A 17,286-nucleotide genomic window follows, 5' to 3' on the forward strand; every position below is an offset into this window, starting at 1 on the left:
TGACTGTCATGGAACAATCGGAGGAGTCCAGAAGCATACGAACCGATATGAGCGGCATTATCGTCAGAGTGTTCGGCTATGCGTTCATATCCTTCTTCGCGCTTTGCTGCTTGCTGCCTTTCCTGCTCATACTCGGCACGTCATTCACCGCGGAGGGAGCCATTAAGAAGTTTGGCTTTAACTTCTGGCCGAGAGAATTCAGTACGTTCGCGTACAAAATCGTCTTCGAAAATCCCGATATGATGATCGGCTCGTATTTCGTTACACTTGGCATCACTTTGACCGGCACGGCAATCGGCTTGTTCCTTGTTGCGATGACCGGTTACGCGCTGCAGCGTCCCGACTTCGGCTACCGCAACGGGATATCGTTCTTCATCTACTTCACGACGCTGTTCTCCGGCGGGTTAGTTCCTTTCTACCTGCTAATGACGCAATATTTGACGCTCAAGGATAATTACTTGGCTGTGCTGCTTCCGGGGCTGCTTAGCCCGTTCCTCATTATTATGATGAAAAGCTTCGTACGCTCGATCCCGCATGCCATTACCGAATCCGCCAAAATCGACGGTGCAGGCGACTTCACGATTTTCCTGAAGCTGATTCTGCCAATGACGACGCCGGCGCTCGCCACGATCGGCTTGTTCATCGCCTTGGGGTACTGGAATGAATGGTACAACTCGATGCTGTTCCTATCGTCGGATTTGAAGTATCGTCCGCTTCAGCTGTTTCTGTACAACACGATTACTAGCGCTGATTTCATTCGAAATTCCGCTGCCGCTTCCAACGTAGAGCTGCGCGATGTGCCGCTGGAATCGATGAAGATGGCGACTGCCGTCGTCGCGACGGGGCCGGTTATTCTGTTCTACCCGTTCGTGCAGCGTTACTTCATTAAAGGGATTACGGTTGGCGCTGTAAAAGGGTAGTGCTTGGCGTTTGACGTTTGGCGTTTGATGTGCCGTAGGCCGAATGTCGCAAGCGGTCTATTCACATAGCGGGCTAAGGCCCAATCAATCAAACCAAAGGGGAGAATAGCAATGTCCAACTTGAAGAGAATTTCCGCGCTGCTGATTGCGATCATGATGATCTTCGTTGTAGCGGCCTGCTCAGGTAATAACGGAGGAAACAACGAACCGCCAGCCGAAACGAATAAGGGTGCAGCGACGAATGCCCCGGACAACGGCGGAGAAGAAACGAAAGGTCCGGATACGTCCAAGTTCGTCAAAATCAGCTACGTCGTACTCGGCAACAAACCGACCAATGGACAGTTTGAGGCGGTGCTGGCCGAAGTTAATAAGCTGATGAAAGGAAAAATCAACGCCGAGCTGGAGTGGAAATGGGTGGAGTGGGCCGACTGGACAACGAAATACAACCTGCTGCTCGCATCGGGCGAAGCAATCGACCTTATCACGATTGGTACGGACTGGCTCGATACTTGGGGCAACGCTCAGCGCGGCGCATTCATGAATCTTGACGATCTGCTGCCGACGTACGCGCCGCAGACGTGGAACTCTATTCCGGAAGAAGATTGGGCAGAGAGCAAATTTGGCGGAAAAATCGTACTCATTCCCGAAAACGAATACACGCAATGGGTTAACCACGGCTTCTACTACCGTGGAGACTGGGCGAAAGAAGCAGGCATTACGGAGCCGATCAAGGATTGGGAAACAATGGGCAAATATCTTCAATATATAAAAGACAACAAGCCGGATGTTATTCCTTGGGACGCAGCCGCGCAAACGAGCACGTTCGGCGGTTATGTCGCTTCATACTCCGATAACTTGGAGCTGCCGATCGCGACGGGTTACCTGCCGATTTACGCAACGAAATCGTATGACGAGAAATATACGGTGAACAGCCCCGTATTCGAGGATACGTTCCTGAACTACGCCAAGCTGATGAAGGAATGGGCGGACAAAGGCTACTGGCGTGAAGACGTGTTGAACAATAAGAACGACGCGCGCGCAGCACTCCGTGCCGGCTTGTCGGGCGTTGACCAGCATCATACGCAGACGTTCGGAGGACTTCGCGTCCAAATGGACAAAGACCAACCGGGCTCCGAGCTGCAAATGTTCCCGTTCCACCGTACGCGCGCCAACAACCTGATGGAGCTGTCTATCACGCACGGCGGCACATCGGTCGGCGCGCACAGCAAAAACCCGGAACGCGCGCTTATGGCGTACGATCTGATTCGCAACGACGAGCAAATCTATCACCTCATCAACTACGGTCTCGAAGGCGTTCAATATGAAGTAGTAGATGGCAAACGTCAACAGCCGGCAGGCTACGACGAAGCGAAGCACGCATTCTACGCCGACTTTTGGGGCGGCCGTGTCGACAAATTCGAAATTCCGAGCGCAACGACATGGGATCAATTGGAAGAAACGCTCTATGCGGAATACGACGGCTACAAAAAACCTTACCCTTACGGCCAATTCGTCTTCGACAAAACGCCGGTTGAGGCTGAGCTCACAGCGGTTACGCAAGTATCCGGCGAGATGGGGCCTGCCATTGGGTACGGTAAAGCAGGCGACCCTGTTAAAGCGGTTGAAGAATTCCGCAACAAGCTGAAAACAGCCGGTTACGACAAAGTGCTCGCCGAGCTGCAACGTCAAATGGATGCTTACAAGAAGCTGATCGAGGGCTAATCGAATAAGCTGAGTAACAAGGGGATCGCCCCGAAAGCCAATAGGCTTTTGGGGCGGTCCCCTTTTATTTTTGAAATAGGTATAGTTTCTATCTCTATCACTCCCACGCCAGCCTGATTTGACAGAATAGGTATACTTTTTAGCCTTATACAGTCACTCTTCGGTCTCCGCACCACGGCTTGCTCGTCGACCAGATAATTAGAGTCGATTTCAAAGGCTGTCGATTAACGGTGACTAACCAAAAATTGAGATCATATCTAAATGTCTAACCATTTAACGACAGCCTCTTTCATCAATCAAATTGGGATAAAAGCAGCCGAATTACAGTTTGACTGGAAATGAAACAGCCTAATGATGTGTGCGGGCGGATATGCGTCACAGAGGTCAAACGTCTAATCATTACGATGAAAATCCAATCACCGTTATATGGTTCAACTCTCCGAATGCACTTACAATTAAGAGCAGAAGGGGGGAACACAGACATCATGTTAGCACAACTATCCAAATACCGATGGCAATATGTAATGATTTTTCCTGCAGTGTTGCTCTTGTTTCTATTCAACTATATCCCGATGGCGGGGATTCAAATCGCATTCCGCGAATTTCAGATTGGCTCCTCTATTTGGGAAAGCCCGTGGGTCGGAATGGCGAACTTCGCGTTTCTGCAAGAACCGCAGTTCTGGGTTGTCGTCAAAAATACGCTGTTCATCTCCGTATTGAAATTCGTATTCGGATTTCCGGCTCCGATCATCCTTGCGTTAATGATCAACGAATTGGTGCATAATGGCTTCAAACGGTTCGTTCAGTCCGTCAGCTATTTGCCCCATTTCTTCTCATGGATCGTCGTAGCTTATATCCTGCAATCGTTTCTGACGCTGGATGGAGGCCTGGCCAACGATCTGATTGCGAAGATGGGCGGGCAACCGATCTTCTTCCTTGGCTCGGAGGAATGGTTCCGGCCGATGATCGTCTCTAGCGGCCTATGGAAAGAGGTAGGCTGGAATACGATACTGTACCTCGCGGCTATATCGGCCATCGATCCGCAGCTGTACGAAGCGGCCAAGGTCGAGGGAGCAGGGAAGTGGGCGCAGATCAAGCATGTCACCCTTCCGGGCATTATGCCGACCGTATCGATCGTGCTTATCTTAAGCATTCCGAGCCTGATCGCCGTAGGCATGGATCAGATCTATCCGCTTATGAATCCGGCGAACATGCAGGTAGCGGACGTTCTAGATACGTATGTGCTTCGAACCGGCCTACAGCAAGGGTATTTCGGAATGGCTACCGCAATCGGGCTGCTGTCTTCCGTCATAAGTCTTATTCTTGTCGTGCTCACGAATCAGCTATCCAGAAAATTGAACGGCGAGGGGTTATGGTAAGCGATGAAACGTACAACGGGTGAAAAACTATCGCAAGGCGTCGTTATCGCGCTCATGCTCCTGCTATGCTTATCCGTACTTTATCCGTTTGCTTATATGCTGGCGATTTCGCTGAACGAGGGAACGGATGCGGCGAAGGGCGGGGTGTACTTATGGCCCCGGGCGTTCACGCTGATCAACTATGAAATCGTGCTCGGCAACGAAGTCATCCAGCATGCCTATCTCATTACGATAGCGCGTACCGTGCTCGGAACGATAGCGGGCCTTCTGGTTACGCTGATGGTCGCATTTGGCTTGTCGTACCAACGGATTCCGTTCCGCAAATCGATATTGAGCTATATTTTGATCACGATGCTCTTCAGCGGCGGGCTCGTTCCGCTCTACATTCAATTGTACAATCTCGGGCTGATCAACAACTTCCTGGTCTACATCATACCGGCGATGTTCTCCGCTTGGAATATGTTCGTCATGCTGAAGTTCATCCAAGGCATTCCGGAGGCGCTCATCGAGTCCGCGGAGCTGGACGGAGCAGGGCCGTTCCGCATTTTGTTCCAGCTCATCGTGCCGTTATCCAAGCCGATGCTTGCGGCAATCGGATTGTTCACCGCCGTAGGGCATTGGAACGACTGGTTCGCCGGCGCGTTCTACGTGACCAAGCAGGATTTGATTCCGGTCCAAACGTTCTTGCAGCAGCTGTTGCAGGCGCAGGACATGTCGGCCATTTTGGGATCGAACTCCAATCAGGAGGCGCTCGCCAGAGGATCGCAGATGCAGAACGTGACGCTCATGTCGGTGAAGATGGCTACCGTAATGGTAAGCGCGATTCCGATTCTGTGCGTGTATCCGTTCCTTCAGAAATATTTCGTGAAGGGCGTATTGATCGGCTCCGTCAAGGGGTAACGGAAAGCTTGCAGAGGGTATAATGATTAACCATATACCGGATTTACCGAAAACGAATAAAGGGGAGAAAAAAGAACATGATGAAAGGCAAATGGGTGAAGAGAAACAGCCTGCTCGCAATGGCTGCCGTATTGTTGGTCTCGGTCGTCGCCGGCTGCTCCGGTTCGAACAATTCGAACAAGGAACAAAGCGGCACTAATGCGGAACAAGGCGGCGGAAGCGCGGCGGGATCGCAAAAATTCAATCTATGGCTGGGCTGGTCGGCTACGGTCAACAACGACAGTCTCGTGCAGAAATATTGGAAGGAAGAAGAGCCGGGCGTCGAAGTGGAGCTTGAGGCGACGCAAGGCGACGCGGTAACGGCGCTGAACCTGAAGCTGAACACGGGCGGCTTCGAGGATGCTGCGGTATTCGGTCGCAGCGAAATCGTGAAAGCGGCGATGATCCGCTCCAATAAAGTGTTATCGGTTGAGCAATATTTTGATATGCCCGATAAATATCCTAATCTTGCAGCGATTCCGAAAGAGTACCTGGAAGACATGAAAGACGCAGACGGACATATTTGGTCGATTCCGACCTGGTTCGATCAGAATCCGGACAATCCGTGGCCGGGCTGGGCTTCCCAATCGTGGCTCGTACGTACGGACGTGCTTGAGAAAGCCGGAATGACCGTAGAGGATTTGGCGACGATCGAAGGCGTAGAGGCGTTTCTGAAAAAAGCGGCCGAGCAAAAAGACGAATCGGGCAAACCGTTGCTTCCGCTTAGCTTCTTAATGGATCCTAACGATACGGCGACTTGGAATGATGAAAATGCGGTACTCAGCACGTTCGGCGTAACGACGGGCGGCGGCATTATCCCTGCTGAGAAGAAGGGCGACGACATCGTCCTCCTCTATGACGACCCGCAGTATAAAGCGGCTTACCAGTGGATGAACCAAATGTATCGTTCCAATCTCGTAGATCCCGAGGTCGTAACCGACAAAAAAGAACGCTACAAAGAGAAAAACAAAGCCGGTCGCGTAGCGATGAACGTAGGCAGCTTCTTCAATGTGGATGCTACGCTTTGGGAGCAACTAGACGGGCCGACAGAGCCGGGCTGGTTCTATCAAGTCGTTCCATTCCCTAAAGTAGAAGGCGTGGAGAAGCTGGGCGCGAACACGGTTATCAATCCGTACCCGGGTTACGATGTGTACGTTAGCAGCAAATCCAAAAACATCGAAGCGATACTGAAGTTCCTTGATTACACGCTTCAGCCGAAAGCGGAGCAGCAGCAAGTCATTAACGAAGGACCGGCAGGCAAGTTCTGGGGCTGGGTCGACCAGCCGCTAGGTCTGTGGAAATATATCGACGCCGAATACGAAAAAGCGCGCAATTCCGGCGAACCTGCACAGAAAGCGAAAGTAACGCCGGAGCTGTACATGATCTCTTCCTACAATAATGATTGGTATCCATGGTGGAACTACGGCCAAAGCGACAAAGCCGGCAGCAAAAAAACGGCGGAGTTCACGGCGGCGGTCGGCCAGATGGGCGCAGTTCGCAGCACGGACACGCATGATTTGGTGAAAGCGAAGGCAGGCGGCCTGATCGAGAAATATTTGCCCGAGCTGGAGAACATCCGGAAAGAATACCGGGCGAAATTCATTATGGCCACGAGCGACGAGCAGTTCGAGTCCACTTGGAACGCGTTCCGCGACGCGCTCGAGAAACGCGCTCACTGGACCGAGGTTAAGCAAGAATGGCAAGAGCAATATGAAGCGTTAAAGAACGCTTAAGTTAGCTAGTTAGCTATAAACGATGACGGAGCAGCCCCCTTTCGGGAGGTTGCTCCCTTTTCCGTTGTTGCGATTGCCATTACACTATGGAAAGGAGGGATACGATGTCATTACGCCGCAGCTTAGAGAGAATAGTGATCCAATACACGAGCAAGATGAACCTGCGAGGTAAAATATTGATTCTTTACGGAGCTATCATATTTATTCCTACCATATTTCTAGGAGTCGGCGCGGGCTATTTTGCGTTGGAAAGCTTTAGAGACAATTATTTGGTCACGATAAACGAAGCGATGCGCCAGACGGTTCAAAATATTGAATTTCGCAAGCAAAGCTACGACGTGCTCGCCACGCGGACGGCGACGGACGGCGAGCTGATCTCGCGCTTAAGCCGCGATTATTCCAATATGTTCGAGCAGCTCAATACCGTCGAGTACGTTGACCGCTCCTTCGTATTCACGAGCAAATATTTGCCGGGCATCGACGATTTCCGGATTTATCATACGAATCCGATGCTCGTGCAGGACGGTCGGCTGCTATGGAAGCCCGAAGAGCGTATTTTGCAGCCGGGCTTCAACGAAACGGAATGGTTCGCTAAGGCAAGCGTTGCTCCCAGCGCGCTTCTGTGGACCAACGTGAACAAAGACAAACTTGTCATTTCCCATAAAATAATGAGTCCTGCCGGAGATTTGCAGGGCATCATTTATTTGCTGCTGGACTATAAAACGGTATTCGGCGAGCTGTTCGACCGGCCGTTCAGCGGTTCGGGCGAGTTATCGATCATGGACGATTACGGTACGATCATCGTATCCTCCGATCCGGGAAAAATCGGATTGAAGCTTCATGACACGACGCTTAGCAACCACTGGGAGGAAGCTGGCTTGTCCGACGGAGTGACGGTCGACGGCAATCTGCTGATGGTAAGGCCGATCGGCTCGAATTGGCATGTGGCCGCGCTCATTCAGATGGATCAGCTGGAGCGTCAGTCCAAGACGATCCTTTATGGCATTATCGCGATTATTTTTGTTTTTCTGCTATGCTCCACCTTCTTAATTATGACGGTGCTGAAAAACGTCGTTTGGCGCATCCGCAAGCTGGGCACGCGGATGAACGATGTCAGCCAAGGCCAGTTCGATGTCAGTATCCGCAATACCGGCAAAGACGAGCTCGGCGAGCTGGAGATTTTGTTTAATTCGATGTCCGGCCGTTTAGGAATGCTTGTCGAAGACATTACCCAAGCGAAGCTCAAGGAACGCGAGCAATCGTTCAAAGCGCTGCAGGCGCAGATCAATCCGCATTTTATATACAATTCGTTAAGCCTGCTGAGATGGCGGGCGATGGATTTGCAGGACGATACGCAGCTGCGCACGATCGACGCACTGACTGCCTTTTACCGGCTGGCGCTGGACAATAAAATCAATGTGACGCAAATAAAAGGCGAGCTTGACCATGTGAGAGCTTATTTGGAAATCCAAGAGATGCGTTATCCGGGCAGGGTAACGATCGAATGGCATATCGATCAGGAACTGCTGGAGCTGTACACGATTAAGCTTCTGTTGCAGCCTATCGTGGAGAACTGTTATTTGCACGGCAACATTACGGGAAAGAAGGACGGGTTCATCCGCATATCGGCGCAGCTGGAGCAGGATAACGTCCGTTTCGAGGTATTCGATAACGGCAGAGGCATCCCGGGCGATATGCTGGAACAAATCCGGTTAGGGAAGCAGGCGGGGAACGGAAACGGCTTCGGCACGGCCAACATTCGAGAGCGGCTCCAGCTTTATTTTGAGAATAAGCATGAATTTACGATAGACAGCAAAGAGAACGAGTGGACGGCGGTAACGATTATTATACCTGCATGCGCCAATAGGCCGCAGATCAGGAAGGTGATGTGATGTTGTTAAAAGCGTTGATTGTCGATGACGAGCCTACCCATATTCAAGGACTGATACGTTATATCAAGTGGAATGATCTTGGCTTCGATATTCCCTTCACCGCAGAGTCCGGTCACGAAGCGCTCGAAATAATGCGGAATGCTCCTGTGGATGTGCTCATATCGGATGTTTCCATGCCTGTTATGACGGGGATCGAGCTTGTCGCGAAGGCCAAAGCCATTCATCCGCAGCTTCAAGTGCTAATGATCAGCGGCTATAACGAATTCGAATTCGTGCAGGAAGCGATGAACGTCGGGGCGCAAGCCTATGTCCTTAAGCCGATTAAGGTGGAGGAGGTCGAGAGCAAGCTGGGCGGGTTTCGGAAGACGTTGACGAAGCTGCTGCAAATCGAGGAACAGGCGCAAGAGCTGCAAGAGAAAGTGTCCGGCAGCCTGGACATCGTCAGAGAACGGTTCGTGGCGGATGTAATCGTGGAGGCAGGCATCGATCTTGACATGCTGCATTCATGGGGGCGGTTGCTGGAGCTTCCCGCATGCCAGCAAGAAATCGGGTTAATCGTCTTCGGCTATGATCAGTTCCACTCTTCGGGACAGGATGCGAGAGAGCGGGTCGTGATCGGCACCGGATTTTTGAAAGCGGTTCATGTCGGGCTGTCCGATTACCGGCATGTCTATGTTGCGAAGACCGGTACGGATGAGATTGTCGCGATGCATATTAATTTGACTCCCATCGAACGGGCAGCGATCGAGAAACAGCTTTTGTTCATCCAAAACGTCATGCAGGAGCAATACGGCTCAACGGTCACGATCGGCACGAGCAGAGTGTGCACGACATGGGAAGAGGTTCCGTCGCTGTACAAGGAAGTGAAATTCATGATGGCTAGATCCCGCTTGATGGAGGGCGGACAAATTTTGCATTATGACCGTTTGGACGAATCCGATTTTCAACAATTCAGGCTGCGTGAGGAGATGATCCCCGAAATTATCGGCCTTACGGAAACGGCTGCGGATGCGAGCAAGGTTGTCGAATACGTGAACAATGTGTTCGATATGCTGCTGTCTCAGCCCTCGATGATGTTTACGTATATGCAGGCATTCGGCATGGCGTTGCTCAGCGAGCTTGCCCGCAAGCAGAAGTGGAACAAAGAGCTGGGCGGGGAAATGAATTTGGAGATGTGGCAGAAGCTGATCGATTGCAGGAGCGAGGCGCAGATCCGGGAAGTCGTGCTTGATTACGTGCAGCGCTATATGGTGATAGAAACGAAGGGCGAAGCGAACCAAAGACATAACCTGATCGGCAAGGTGACGGAGTATTTGGAGGCGCATTTCCAAGATCATATTACGGTGAAGCAGCTCGCCGAGCTCCATCATTTGAATGCGAGCTACTTAAGCGTCCTGTTCAAAAAAGAGATGGGCAAGACGATATCCGATTTTTTGCAGGAAACGCGCATGAATAAAGCAAAGGAATTGCTTCGCGATCCAAACATAAAAATCTACGAAGTGTCCGAGCAGGTCGGATTTCAAACATCGGCGTATTTCGCTTATTTGTTCAAGAAGACGACGGGTTATACGCCGCAGGAATATAGGGATTACCATTAAGGCAATTTCAAGCCAAGGACGAGGACTGGAGGCATATTCATATGATAATAGAATCAATAGCGGGTACGTGGAGATTTTGCCTAGATGCGTCAAAGCAGGGCATCGAGCGTCAATATTTTAAAGAGAAGCTGCAGGAAAACATTCAGTTGCCCGGGACGACGGCGGAGAATAAGAAAGGCGAGTATAACACGGCTAGAGAAATTGCCCACCTTACAGAAGCCTACCCGTTAGTCGGGTATGCCTGGTATCAGCGCGAAATCGAGATTAAGGAAGAATGGGCGGGCAAGCCGATTCGGTTGTATATGGAACGAACGAGAGTCACGCAGGTGTGGATCGGGGAGCAATGGCTTGGTTCGCAGAACAGCGTCAGCGCGCCGCATGTGTACGAAATCGGAGCTATGAAGCCCGGAACGTATACGTTAACGGTGCTTGTCGATAATGGCGGTTTGCCGATAAAGGGCGGTCATATGACATCTCCCGATACGCAGACGAATTGGAACGGGCTGCTGGGCAGACTGGAGCTTCAGGCATTGGAATCGATTCGACTCGATAATATTCAAGCGTTCCCGGATGTAGGGAATAAGTGCGTTCGATTGACGTTCGACGTGTATAACGATACAGCGTTCACGGCTGACGCCTCTCTTACGATTGCGCTCGCGGGCATGATAGGCGAAGGGGCAACCTCAAGCTGCGATACACCTAAGAAAGAGACTACCCAACTTCAAGCGGAACCGGGCAAGCTGACGATGCAAGCAAGCTACGATCTTGGGAATGAGATTGCTCTGTGGAGTGAATTCACCCCGGTCCTATACCGCCTGCGCATCGGTCTTGAGGCGGCGGCAAGCGGGAGCGCTTACCGTGACGAGCGGTCTGTAACATTCGGCATGCGCCAATTCGGAACGGAAGGAACGCAGTTCACGAATAACGGCAGCAAAGTCTTTTTGCGCGGCAAGCATGATGCGCTTGCTTTCCCTCTGACGGGTTACGCGCCGATGACCGTCGAAGAATGGATGCGGGTGCTGTCTATCGCCAAGTCCTACGGTATTAATCATTACCGATTCCATACATGCTGCCCGCCGGAAGCGGGATTTATGGCTGCCGATAGGCTCGGCGTCTACTTCGAGCCGGAGCTCCCGTATTGGGGAGCGTTTCAAGAACCGGGGGATGAGGATTACGACGAAGCGAGAGCGGAGTATTTGCGGAGCGAAGGCTTGCGTATTCTAGATGCTTACGGCAATCATCCATCCTTTGCCCTATTCACGCTTGGCAACGAACTGCATGGAAGCCGCCCTGCGATGTCGGCGCTCCTGAAGGAATATCGGGAGCATGACAACAGACGCTTGTACGCCGAGGGAGCGAACAATTATTTCTGGGCGCCATCGTTCTCGGAAGAATCGGATTTCTGGGTGACGATGCGAACGGGGGTTGGCGGCTCGATCGTGCGGGCTTCGTTCTCTCACGCGGATCTGCCGCTTGGCCATGTGCAGGCCAGCTACCCTTCAACGGTCGTGGACTATAGAGACAATCTGCCGGACGCTCCGATTCCGATCGTCGGCCATGAGATTGGCCAATATCAATCGTTTCCGAATTTTGGCGAGATCGATAAATATACAGGCGTCTTGGAGGCGCGTAACTTTGAAGTATTCCGCGAACGGCTGCAGCAAGCCGGCATGTTGGGGCAAGCCGATGATTTCTTCAAAGCATCGGGGCAGCTTGCGGTGATATGCTATCGCGAAGAAATCGAAGCCGCTTTGCGCACGCCGGGCTTCGGCGGCTTCCAGCTGCTCGATCTGCAAGACTTTCCTGGCCAAGGAACGGCATTAGTCGGCGTACTAGATGCGTTCATGGAATCCAAAGGATTCATCGAGCCGGAGCTTTGGCGCGAATTCTGCGCGGATATCGTATTGCTAGCGAGATTCCCGCGATATACCTATACCGTAGGCGAACATTTCGAAGCGCAACTGGAAATGGCGAATTACGGCGGCATCGCGCTTGAGGACGTTCAGTTGGAGTGGTCGCTTAAGCAAGGCGAGCGGTTCATCGGGAATGGCGTGACTGCGGCGAAGGATGTCGGCCAAGGCGTATTGGAGTTTATGGGAACGATTCGAATAGATCTGTCTCACTCGGAGTTAGAGGCGCCGGGCAAGTTGGAGCTGGAGCTGAGATGGAAGGACAGCGAGGTCACGAATCATTATCCGATTTGGATCTATCCTGCGGACATTGATACGAATCCGGCTGATTCCGTTCATATCCGCAGGTCGCTTGACGCAGAGACATGCGATTTGCTTGCGGGCGGCGGACGGGTGCTGCTTATACCTGATCAGAAGCAGCTCACCTCCCACATTCAAGGATTTTTTGCATCGGACTTCTGGTGTTATCCGATGTTTCGCTCTATTTGCGAAGGGAATAATGCGGCGCCCGCACCGGGAACGCTCGGCCTGTTATGCGACGAGCAGCATCCTGCGTTCAAAGCGTTTCCGACCGAGTTCCATAGCAATTGGCAATGGTGGCCGATTGTCATGAACTCGCATTCGCTCATTCTGGACGAGTGGCCGGATACATTCCGTCCGGTCGTACAGGTCATTGACAATTTCGAGCGCAATCATAAGCTGGGCCTAATTGTCGAAGCTAAGGTAGGCAATGGAAGCTTGCTTGTATGCGCAAGCGATCTGATCGGGCAGCAAGATAAGCCGGAAGCGCGCCAACTGCTGCATAGCTTGCTGCAATATGCGGCTTCCGCGGACTTCAAGCCGTCCGAGGAGTTAAGCTTCGAACAGTTGCGCGCGGTCTTAGACCCGAATGCGGCGGTCGAAAGGCAGTCGCATCGAGGAGAAGCCGTCCTTAATCCTTCTTACCCGAACGAATAACAATAGCCGCCCTGTCTCCTAAGCACAGGGCGGCTTGTTTTAGTGGCGTTTGCTGTATGCGCGACCGCTTATTGCGCGGTGTAGCCGCCGTCGACGAGCAGCGTTGTGCCCGTAATGAAGGAAGCGTCATCGCTCGCTAAGAACAAGACGGCTTTGGCGACTTCTTCAGGTTTGCCTAGGCGTCCCATCGGATGCAGCGAGACCAGATGTTGATTGAGCGCTTCGTTCCGTCCTCCGATCAGCGGCGTGTCGATGTAGCCAGGACAGATGGCATTCACGCGAATGCCTTGCTGGGCGTAATCGATACCCATCGATTGCGTCAGCAGCTTGACGCCGCCTTTGGCTGCGGCGTATGCGTTCACGCCGCCTTTGCCCACGTGGCTATGGATCGATCCGCAGTTGACGATCGCACCGCCTGTTCCTTGTTCAAGCATCTGCTTCACGGCATGCTTGCCGCTATAGAACACGCCGGTTAAGTTAATATCGATCATGCGCTGCCAAGCTTCAGCAGTCAGCTCATGGACCGAACCGCCGGCTCCGATACCGGCGTTGGCGAACAGAATATCGAGCTTGCCATATTTGGCAACCGTTTGGGCAACCATATTGGCTACGTCGGCTTCCTTGGACACATCTGTCTTCACGAACAGCGTATCGAAGCCCGCTGCATTCATCTCATCGGATACGGTTTGTCCGCGATCGGAGTAATCAGCGATAACGACCTTTGCACCTTCTTGGGCGAATAGCTTCGACGTTACTTCTCCAATACCGCTGCCTCCGCCGGTTATTATAGCTACTTTATTTTGAAATCGCATATTGTCAGCTTCCCTTCTGCATGTCAAGTTTGGCTAGTTACTAGTATGTCTTGTCTTCCTTGCTTCTATTGTAGCACTTCTGTATATTAATGATTATTGAAATAAATTTAACATTCATTAAATATATCTTAACTAAGGGCGAGATGCTTATGCATATTGAGAAGCTGCAATATATCGTTGAAGTAGCGAAGACCGGATCGATCTCAGCTGCCGCGCAAAACCTGCATGTGACGTTGTCAGCCATTAGCCAGTCGATTACAAGTCTCGAAACGGAGTGGGGCGTTGCGTTATTTGTTCGCTCCCGCACAGGAGCTTCTCCTACCGCTGAGGGAAAGCTAATTATTAAGAAAGCGTTCGAGCTTCTTAGCAAATACGAGGAACTGAAGGAGCTTGCGATGAGCAACTCCAATACAATGAAAGGCGAGCTGCGCATCTCGACGATTCCAAGTCCGATGACGCTGCTCGTGAACAGCGTCATCGGGTTCAAGAAGGATTTTCCGAATATAAGCATGGAAATCATCGAGAAGGGCTCGCAAGTGATTATCGACGACATTATCCATAACCGAAGCGACCTCGGTTTTATTATCCTGTATGAAGATCGACTGATCGATAACACGGGGCTATCGTTCGAGCCGTTAATGGAGGTTAGGATGGTTGCCGCCGGCAGCAGGAAGACCTCGCTTGGTATCAGAGATTCGATTAGTCCGGATGAGTTGAGGCAAGAAACGATTGTGCTGTATAACGATGATTACGTTAACTGGTTTATGAATGATTTCCAGCAGCGGTACGGGCCGGTCGATATATTGTTCACGACGAACAATCGCGATTCGATCAGGAAGTCGCTTATGGATCATCTCGCGATTACTGTCGGAGTCAGCTACTCCTTCGAGGAGGATAGCGGATTGGCGAACCGCGAATACGTGGTCGTTGACATAGACGTACCGCAGCAGAAGCCGGTTTATTTGGGCTGGATTCAGTCGCAACAGAAGCAAATGTCGGCCGTGTCGAAGAGTTTCATTAACCGGTTGAAGCACGAGCTTTCGATTATGATGAAATAACTTTATAATAAGATTAGCAATTATTATTCATTAAGGGGTGGACGAGAACGTGACAGTGAAAACGATTAATTGGGGTATCGCAGGTCCAGGCGGAATTTCTTCAAAATTCGCTACTGACTTGGCTCATGCTGAAGGCGCCAAACTAGTAGCCGTTGGGGGAAGAAACCTAGAGAAGGCGGAAAGCTTCGCTAGTAAATTCAATATTCCTCGCGCCTACGGCAGCTTGGAAGAGCTTGCCGCTGACGAGGAAGTTGATATTGTTTACATCGGAACGCTGCATCCTGCCCATAAAGAGAACGCTCTCATGCTGCTGCGTGCAGGCAAAGCTGTTTTGTGCGAGAAGCCGTTCACGATGAATGCGGCGGAAGCGGAGGAAATGATTCAATTGGCGCGCCAAAGCGGCGTATTCTTGATGGAAGCGATGTGGTCGCGTTACTTGCCGCCGATTCGCAAAGTGAGAGAATGGCTGGCAGAGGGTCACATTGGCGAAGTCCGCATGGTTAAGGCCGACTTCGGCTTCAACATCGGTTGGGCGCCGGAAAGCCGTCTGCTTGATCCGAAGCTTGGCGGCGGAGCGCTTCTGGATGCGGGCATCTACCCGGTATCCTTCGCTTCGATGGTCTTCGGCGAGCAGCCGACGAACATTATGAGCAGCGCTCGAATCGGACAAACCGGCGTGGATGAGCAGTTCTCCCTCTTGTTCGAATACGAGGGCGGCAAGACGGCGGCGCTTAACGGCGCGGTTCAGCTCGGTATGGTGAGCGACGCTTATATATACGGCACGAAAGGTTACATTCATGCGCCGAACTTCTTGTTCAGCAGGTCGGCTACGCTGCATGTATCCGGCGCGGAGCCGGTTCGATTCGAGGACAGCCGTGAACAGAGCGGCTACAACTTCGAGGCGGAGGAAGCTATGAATTGCCTGCGCGAAGGCAAGCTGGAAAGCGCAACGATGCCGCTGGACGAGACGCTTGCGATTATGCAAACATTGGATACGATACGATCGCAATGGGGCTTGCGTTACCCGGCGGACGAACAAGCCTAACAGGCACAGGTAGTTATAATGACGATAATCGAGCTGCCTGGCATTTGGCCGGGCGGCTTGATTGTTTTTTTATAACGAGGAAGGAGGAGCTAGGGTTGAAGGCAAGTGAGAAAGAAAAAGCGGCAGTCGTTGCGGTAACGGGTGTGCCTGCCGAGATGCTGGAGCAGTCCGAAGGCTATGATGGAAGCATCGTATTCATATCCGGGCTAACGGGCAAAAGATACTCCGTAGCATCAGTAAGCGAGGTTGCGGCTTGGACGGACGAAGAGAAGCAGGATATGCAAATGTTCGGCGAGCATGAAGGATTATGCGTCTATGAGCTTAAGGCGTGGTGGGGCAGTTTACTCTAATAATCGACAATCCCTCTGCGGCGGGGTTGCATTCCCCTGCGGATAACCTATAAAATATGAGTAATCACGTACAAGCATCATTCACGTACTTAATTTATGAGCGAAAGAGAGCGGGAACAGTATGGGACGTAAGTGGAATAATATTAAAGAAAAGAAAGCTTCTAAGGACGGGCAAACAAGCCGTATCTACGCTAGGTTCGGACGCGAGATTTATGTAGCGGCGAAATCCGGCGAGCCAGATCCGGAATCGAACCGCGCGCTGAAGGTTGTGCTTGAGCGTGCAAAGACGTACAACGTGCCGAAAGCGATCATTGACCGTGCGGTTGAGAAAGCAAAAGGCGGAGCGGAAGAGAACTACGACGAGCTTCGTTATGAAGGCTTCGGGCCTAACGGCGCGATGGTTATCGTCGATGCGCTTACGAATAACGTGAACCGTACCGCGTCCGAGGTGCGCGCTGCTTTTACGAAGAACGGCGGCAGTCTTGGCGTAAGCGGCTCCGTTGCCTATATGTTCGATGCAACAGCGGTTATCGGTCTTAGCGGCAAAAGCGCCGACGAAGTATTTGAGATTTTGGTGGAAGCGGAAGTGGACGTTCGCGACGTTATGGAGGAAGAAGACACGGTTATCGTCTACGCCGATCCCGAGCAATTCCATGCCGTACAGGAAGCGCTTAAGAACGTCGGCGTAACCGAATTCTCGATTGCCGAGCTGACGATGCTAGCTCAGAACGATCTGACGCTGCCTGCGGACGCGCAAGCGCAGTTCGAGAAAATGCTCGATGTCATCGAGAATCTCGAAGACGTGCAGCAAGTGTACCACAACGTCGAGCTGGAAGAGTAGAACATAGAAGCTAGAAGAAGAGACGGGGCTGCGGCCCAATGTCATTAAGATAACCTCTAAGACAAGATCAGGAATATGAATGTAATCCGAAACGGCATGGGGAACCTCCTTTGCCGTTTGTTTTTTTGTA

Annotated in this window: 13 protein-coding genes; 12 read left to right on the forward strand and 1 reads right to left on the reverse strand. The window is 51.7% G+C overall.

Annotation, left to right across the window (positions count from 1 at the left end; all coding sequences use genetic code 11):
• Nucleotides 1-8: 8 nt before the first annotated feature.
• The 8 genes from V8F51_RS18965 (at nucleotide 9) to V8F51_RS19000 (ending at nucleotide 13,050) form a co-directional block, all read left to right on the forward strand.
• The gene (locus V8F51_RS18965) at nucleotides 9-920 is read left to right on the forward strand and encodes a carbohydrate ABC transporter permease (protein ID WP_337101951.1); all 912 of its coding nucleotides are present in this window, start codon (nucleotides 9-11) and stop codon (nucleotides 918-920) included.
• A 111-nt stretch (nucleotides 921-1,031) separates the two neighbouring features.
• Nucleotides 1,032-2,642, forward strand: coding sequence for an ABC transporter substrate-binding protein (locus V8F51_RS18970; RefSeq protein ID WP_337101952.1), 1,611 nt, complete (start codon nucleotides 1,032-1,034; stop codon nucleotides 2,640-2,642).
• 485 nt (nucleotides 2,643-3,127) lie between these two features.
• The gene (locus V8F51_RS18975; protein WP_337101953.1) at nucleotides 3,128-4,021 is read left to right on the forward strand and encodes an ABC transporter permease; all 894 of its coding nucleotides are present in this window, start codon (nucleotides 3,128-3,130) and stop codon (nucleotides 4,019-4,021) included.
• A 3-nt stretch (nucleotides 4,022-4,024) separates the two neighbouring features.
• The gene (locus V8F51_RS18980; RefSeq protein ID WP_337101954.1) at nucleotides 4,025-4,921 is read left to right on the forward strand and encodes a carbohydrate ABC transporter permease; all 897 of its coding nucleotides are present in this window, start codon (nucleotides 4,025-4,027) and stop codon (nucleotides 4,919-4,921) included.
• 77 nt (nucleotides 4,922-4,998) lie between these two features.
• Nucleotides 4,999-6,693: a hypothetical protein gene (locus tag V8F51_RS18985; RefSeq protein ID WP_337101955.1), complete on the forward strand. Its 1,695-nt coding sequence runs from the start codon at nucleotides 4,999-5,001 to the stop codon at nucleotides 6,691-6,693.
• A gap of 104 nt (nucleotides 6,694-6,797) precedes the next feature.
• A complete protein-coding gene (locus V8F51_RS18990) occupies nucleotides 6,798-8,585 on the forward strand; it encodes a cache domain-containing sensor histidine kinase (protein WP_337101956.1) in 1,788 nt (595 codons plus the stop codon).
• Complete coding sequence (locus V8F51_RS18995) at nucleotides 8,585-10,183, forward strand: response regulator transcription factor (protein ID WP_337101957.1); 1,599 nt, start codon at nucleotides 8,585-8,587, stop codon at nucleotides 10,181-10,183. The genes V8F51_RS18990 and V8F51_RS18995 overlap by 1 nt, the downstream gene beginning before the upstream one ends.
• 41 nt (nucleotides 10,184-10,224) lie before the next feature.
• Nucleotides 10,225-13,050 carry a sugar-binding domain-containing protein gene (locus V8F51_RS19000; protein WP_337101958.1) on the forward strand — a complete coding sequence of 942 codons (2,826 nt, stop codon included), beginning with the start codon at nucleotides 10,225-10,227 and terminating at the stop codon, nucleotides 13,048-13,050.
• Between the two features lie 68 nt (nucleotides 13,051-13,118).
• Here V8F51_RS19000 and V8F51_RS19005 read toward each other — a convergent pair whose 3' ends face one another.
• The gene (locus V8F51_RS19005) at nucleotides 13,119-13,862 is read right to left on the reverse strand and encodes an SDR family NAD(P)-dependent oxidoreductase (RefSeq protein ID WP_337101959.1); all 744 of its coding nucleotides are present in this window, start codon (nucleotides 13,860-13,862) and stop codon (nucleotides 13,119-13,121) included.
• A gap of 149 nt (nucleotides 13,863-14,011) precedes the next feature.
• Here V8F51_RS19005 and V8F51_RS19010 point away from each other — a divergent pair, with 149 nt between their 5' ends.
• From V8F51_RS19010 to V8F51_RS19025, 4 genes are all read left to right on the forward strand, one after another.
• The gene (locus V8F51_RS19010) at nucleotides 14,012-14,920 is read left to right on the forward strand and encodes a LysR family transcriptional regulator (RefSeq protein WP_337101960.1); all 909 of its coding nucleotides are present in this window, start codon (nucleotides 14,012-14,014) and stop codon (nucleotides 14,918-14,920) included.
• A gap of 49 nt (nucleotides 14,921-14,969) precedes the next feature.
• On the forward strand, nucleotides 14,970-15,965 hold the full coding sequence (locus V8F51_RS19015) for a Gfo/Idh/MocA family protein (protein ID WP_337101961.1): 996 nt from the start codon (nucleotides 14,970-14,972) through the stop codon (nucleotides 15,963-15,965).
• Nucleotides 15,966-16,060: 95 nt separating this feature from the next.
• Nucleotides 16,061-16,315, forward strand: a complete 255-nt coding sequence (locus V8F51_RS19020) for a hypothetical protein (protein ID WP_337101962.1) — start codon at nucleotides 16,061-16,063, stop codon at nucleotides 16,313-16,315.
• 121 nt (nucleotides 16,316-16,436) lie between these two features.
• Nucleotides 16,437-17,156 carry a YebC/PmpR family DNA-binding transcriptional regulator gene (locus V8F51_RS19025; protein ID WP_337101963.1) on the forward strand — a complete coding sequence of 240 codons (720 nt, stop codon included), beginning with the start codon at nucleotides 16,437-16,439 and terminating at the stop codon, nucleotides 17,154-17,156.
• Nucleotides 17,157-17,286 lie beyond the last annotated feature (130 nt).

This window comes from Paenibacillus sp. YIM B09110 (genome assembly GCF_037167145.1).
GTDB lineage: Bacteria > Bacillota > Bacilli > Paenibacillales > Paenibacillaceae > Pristimantibacillus.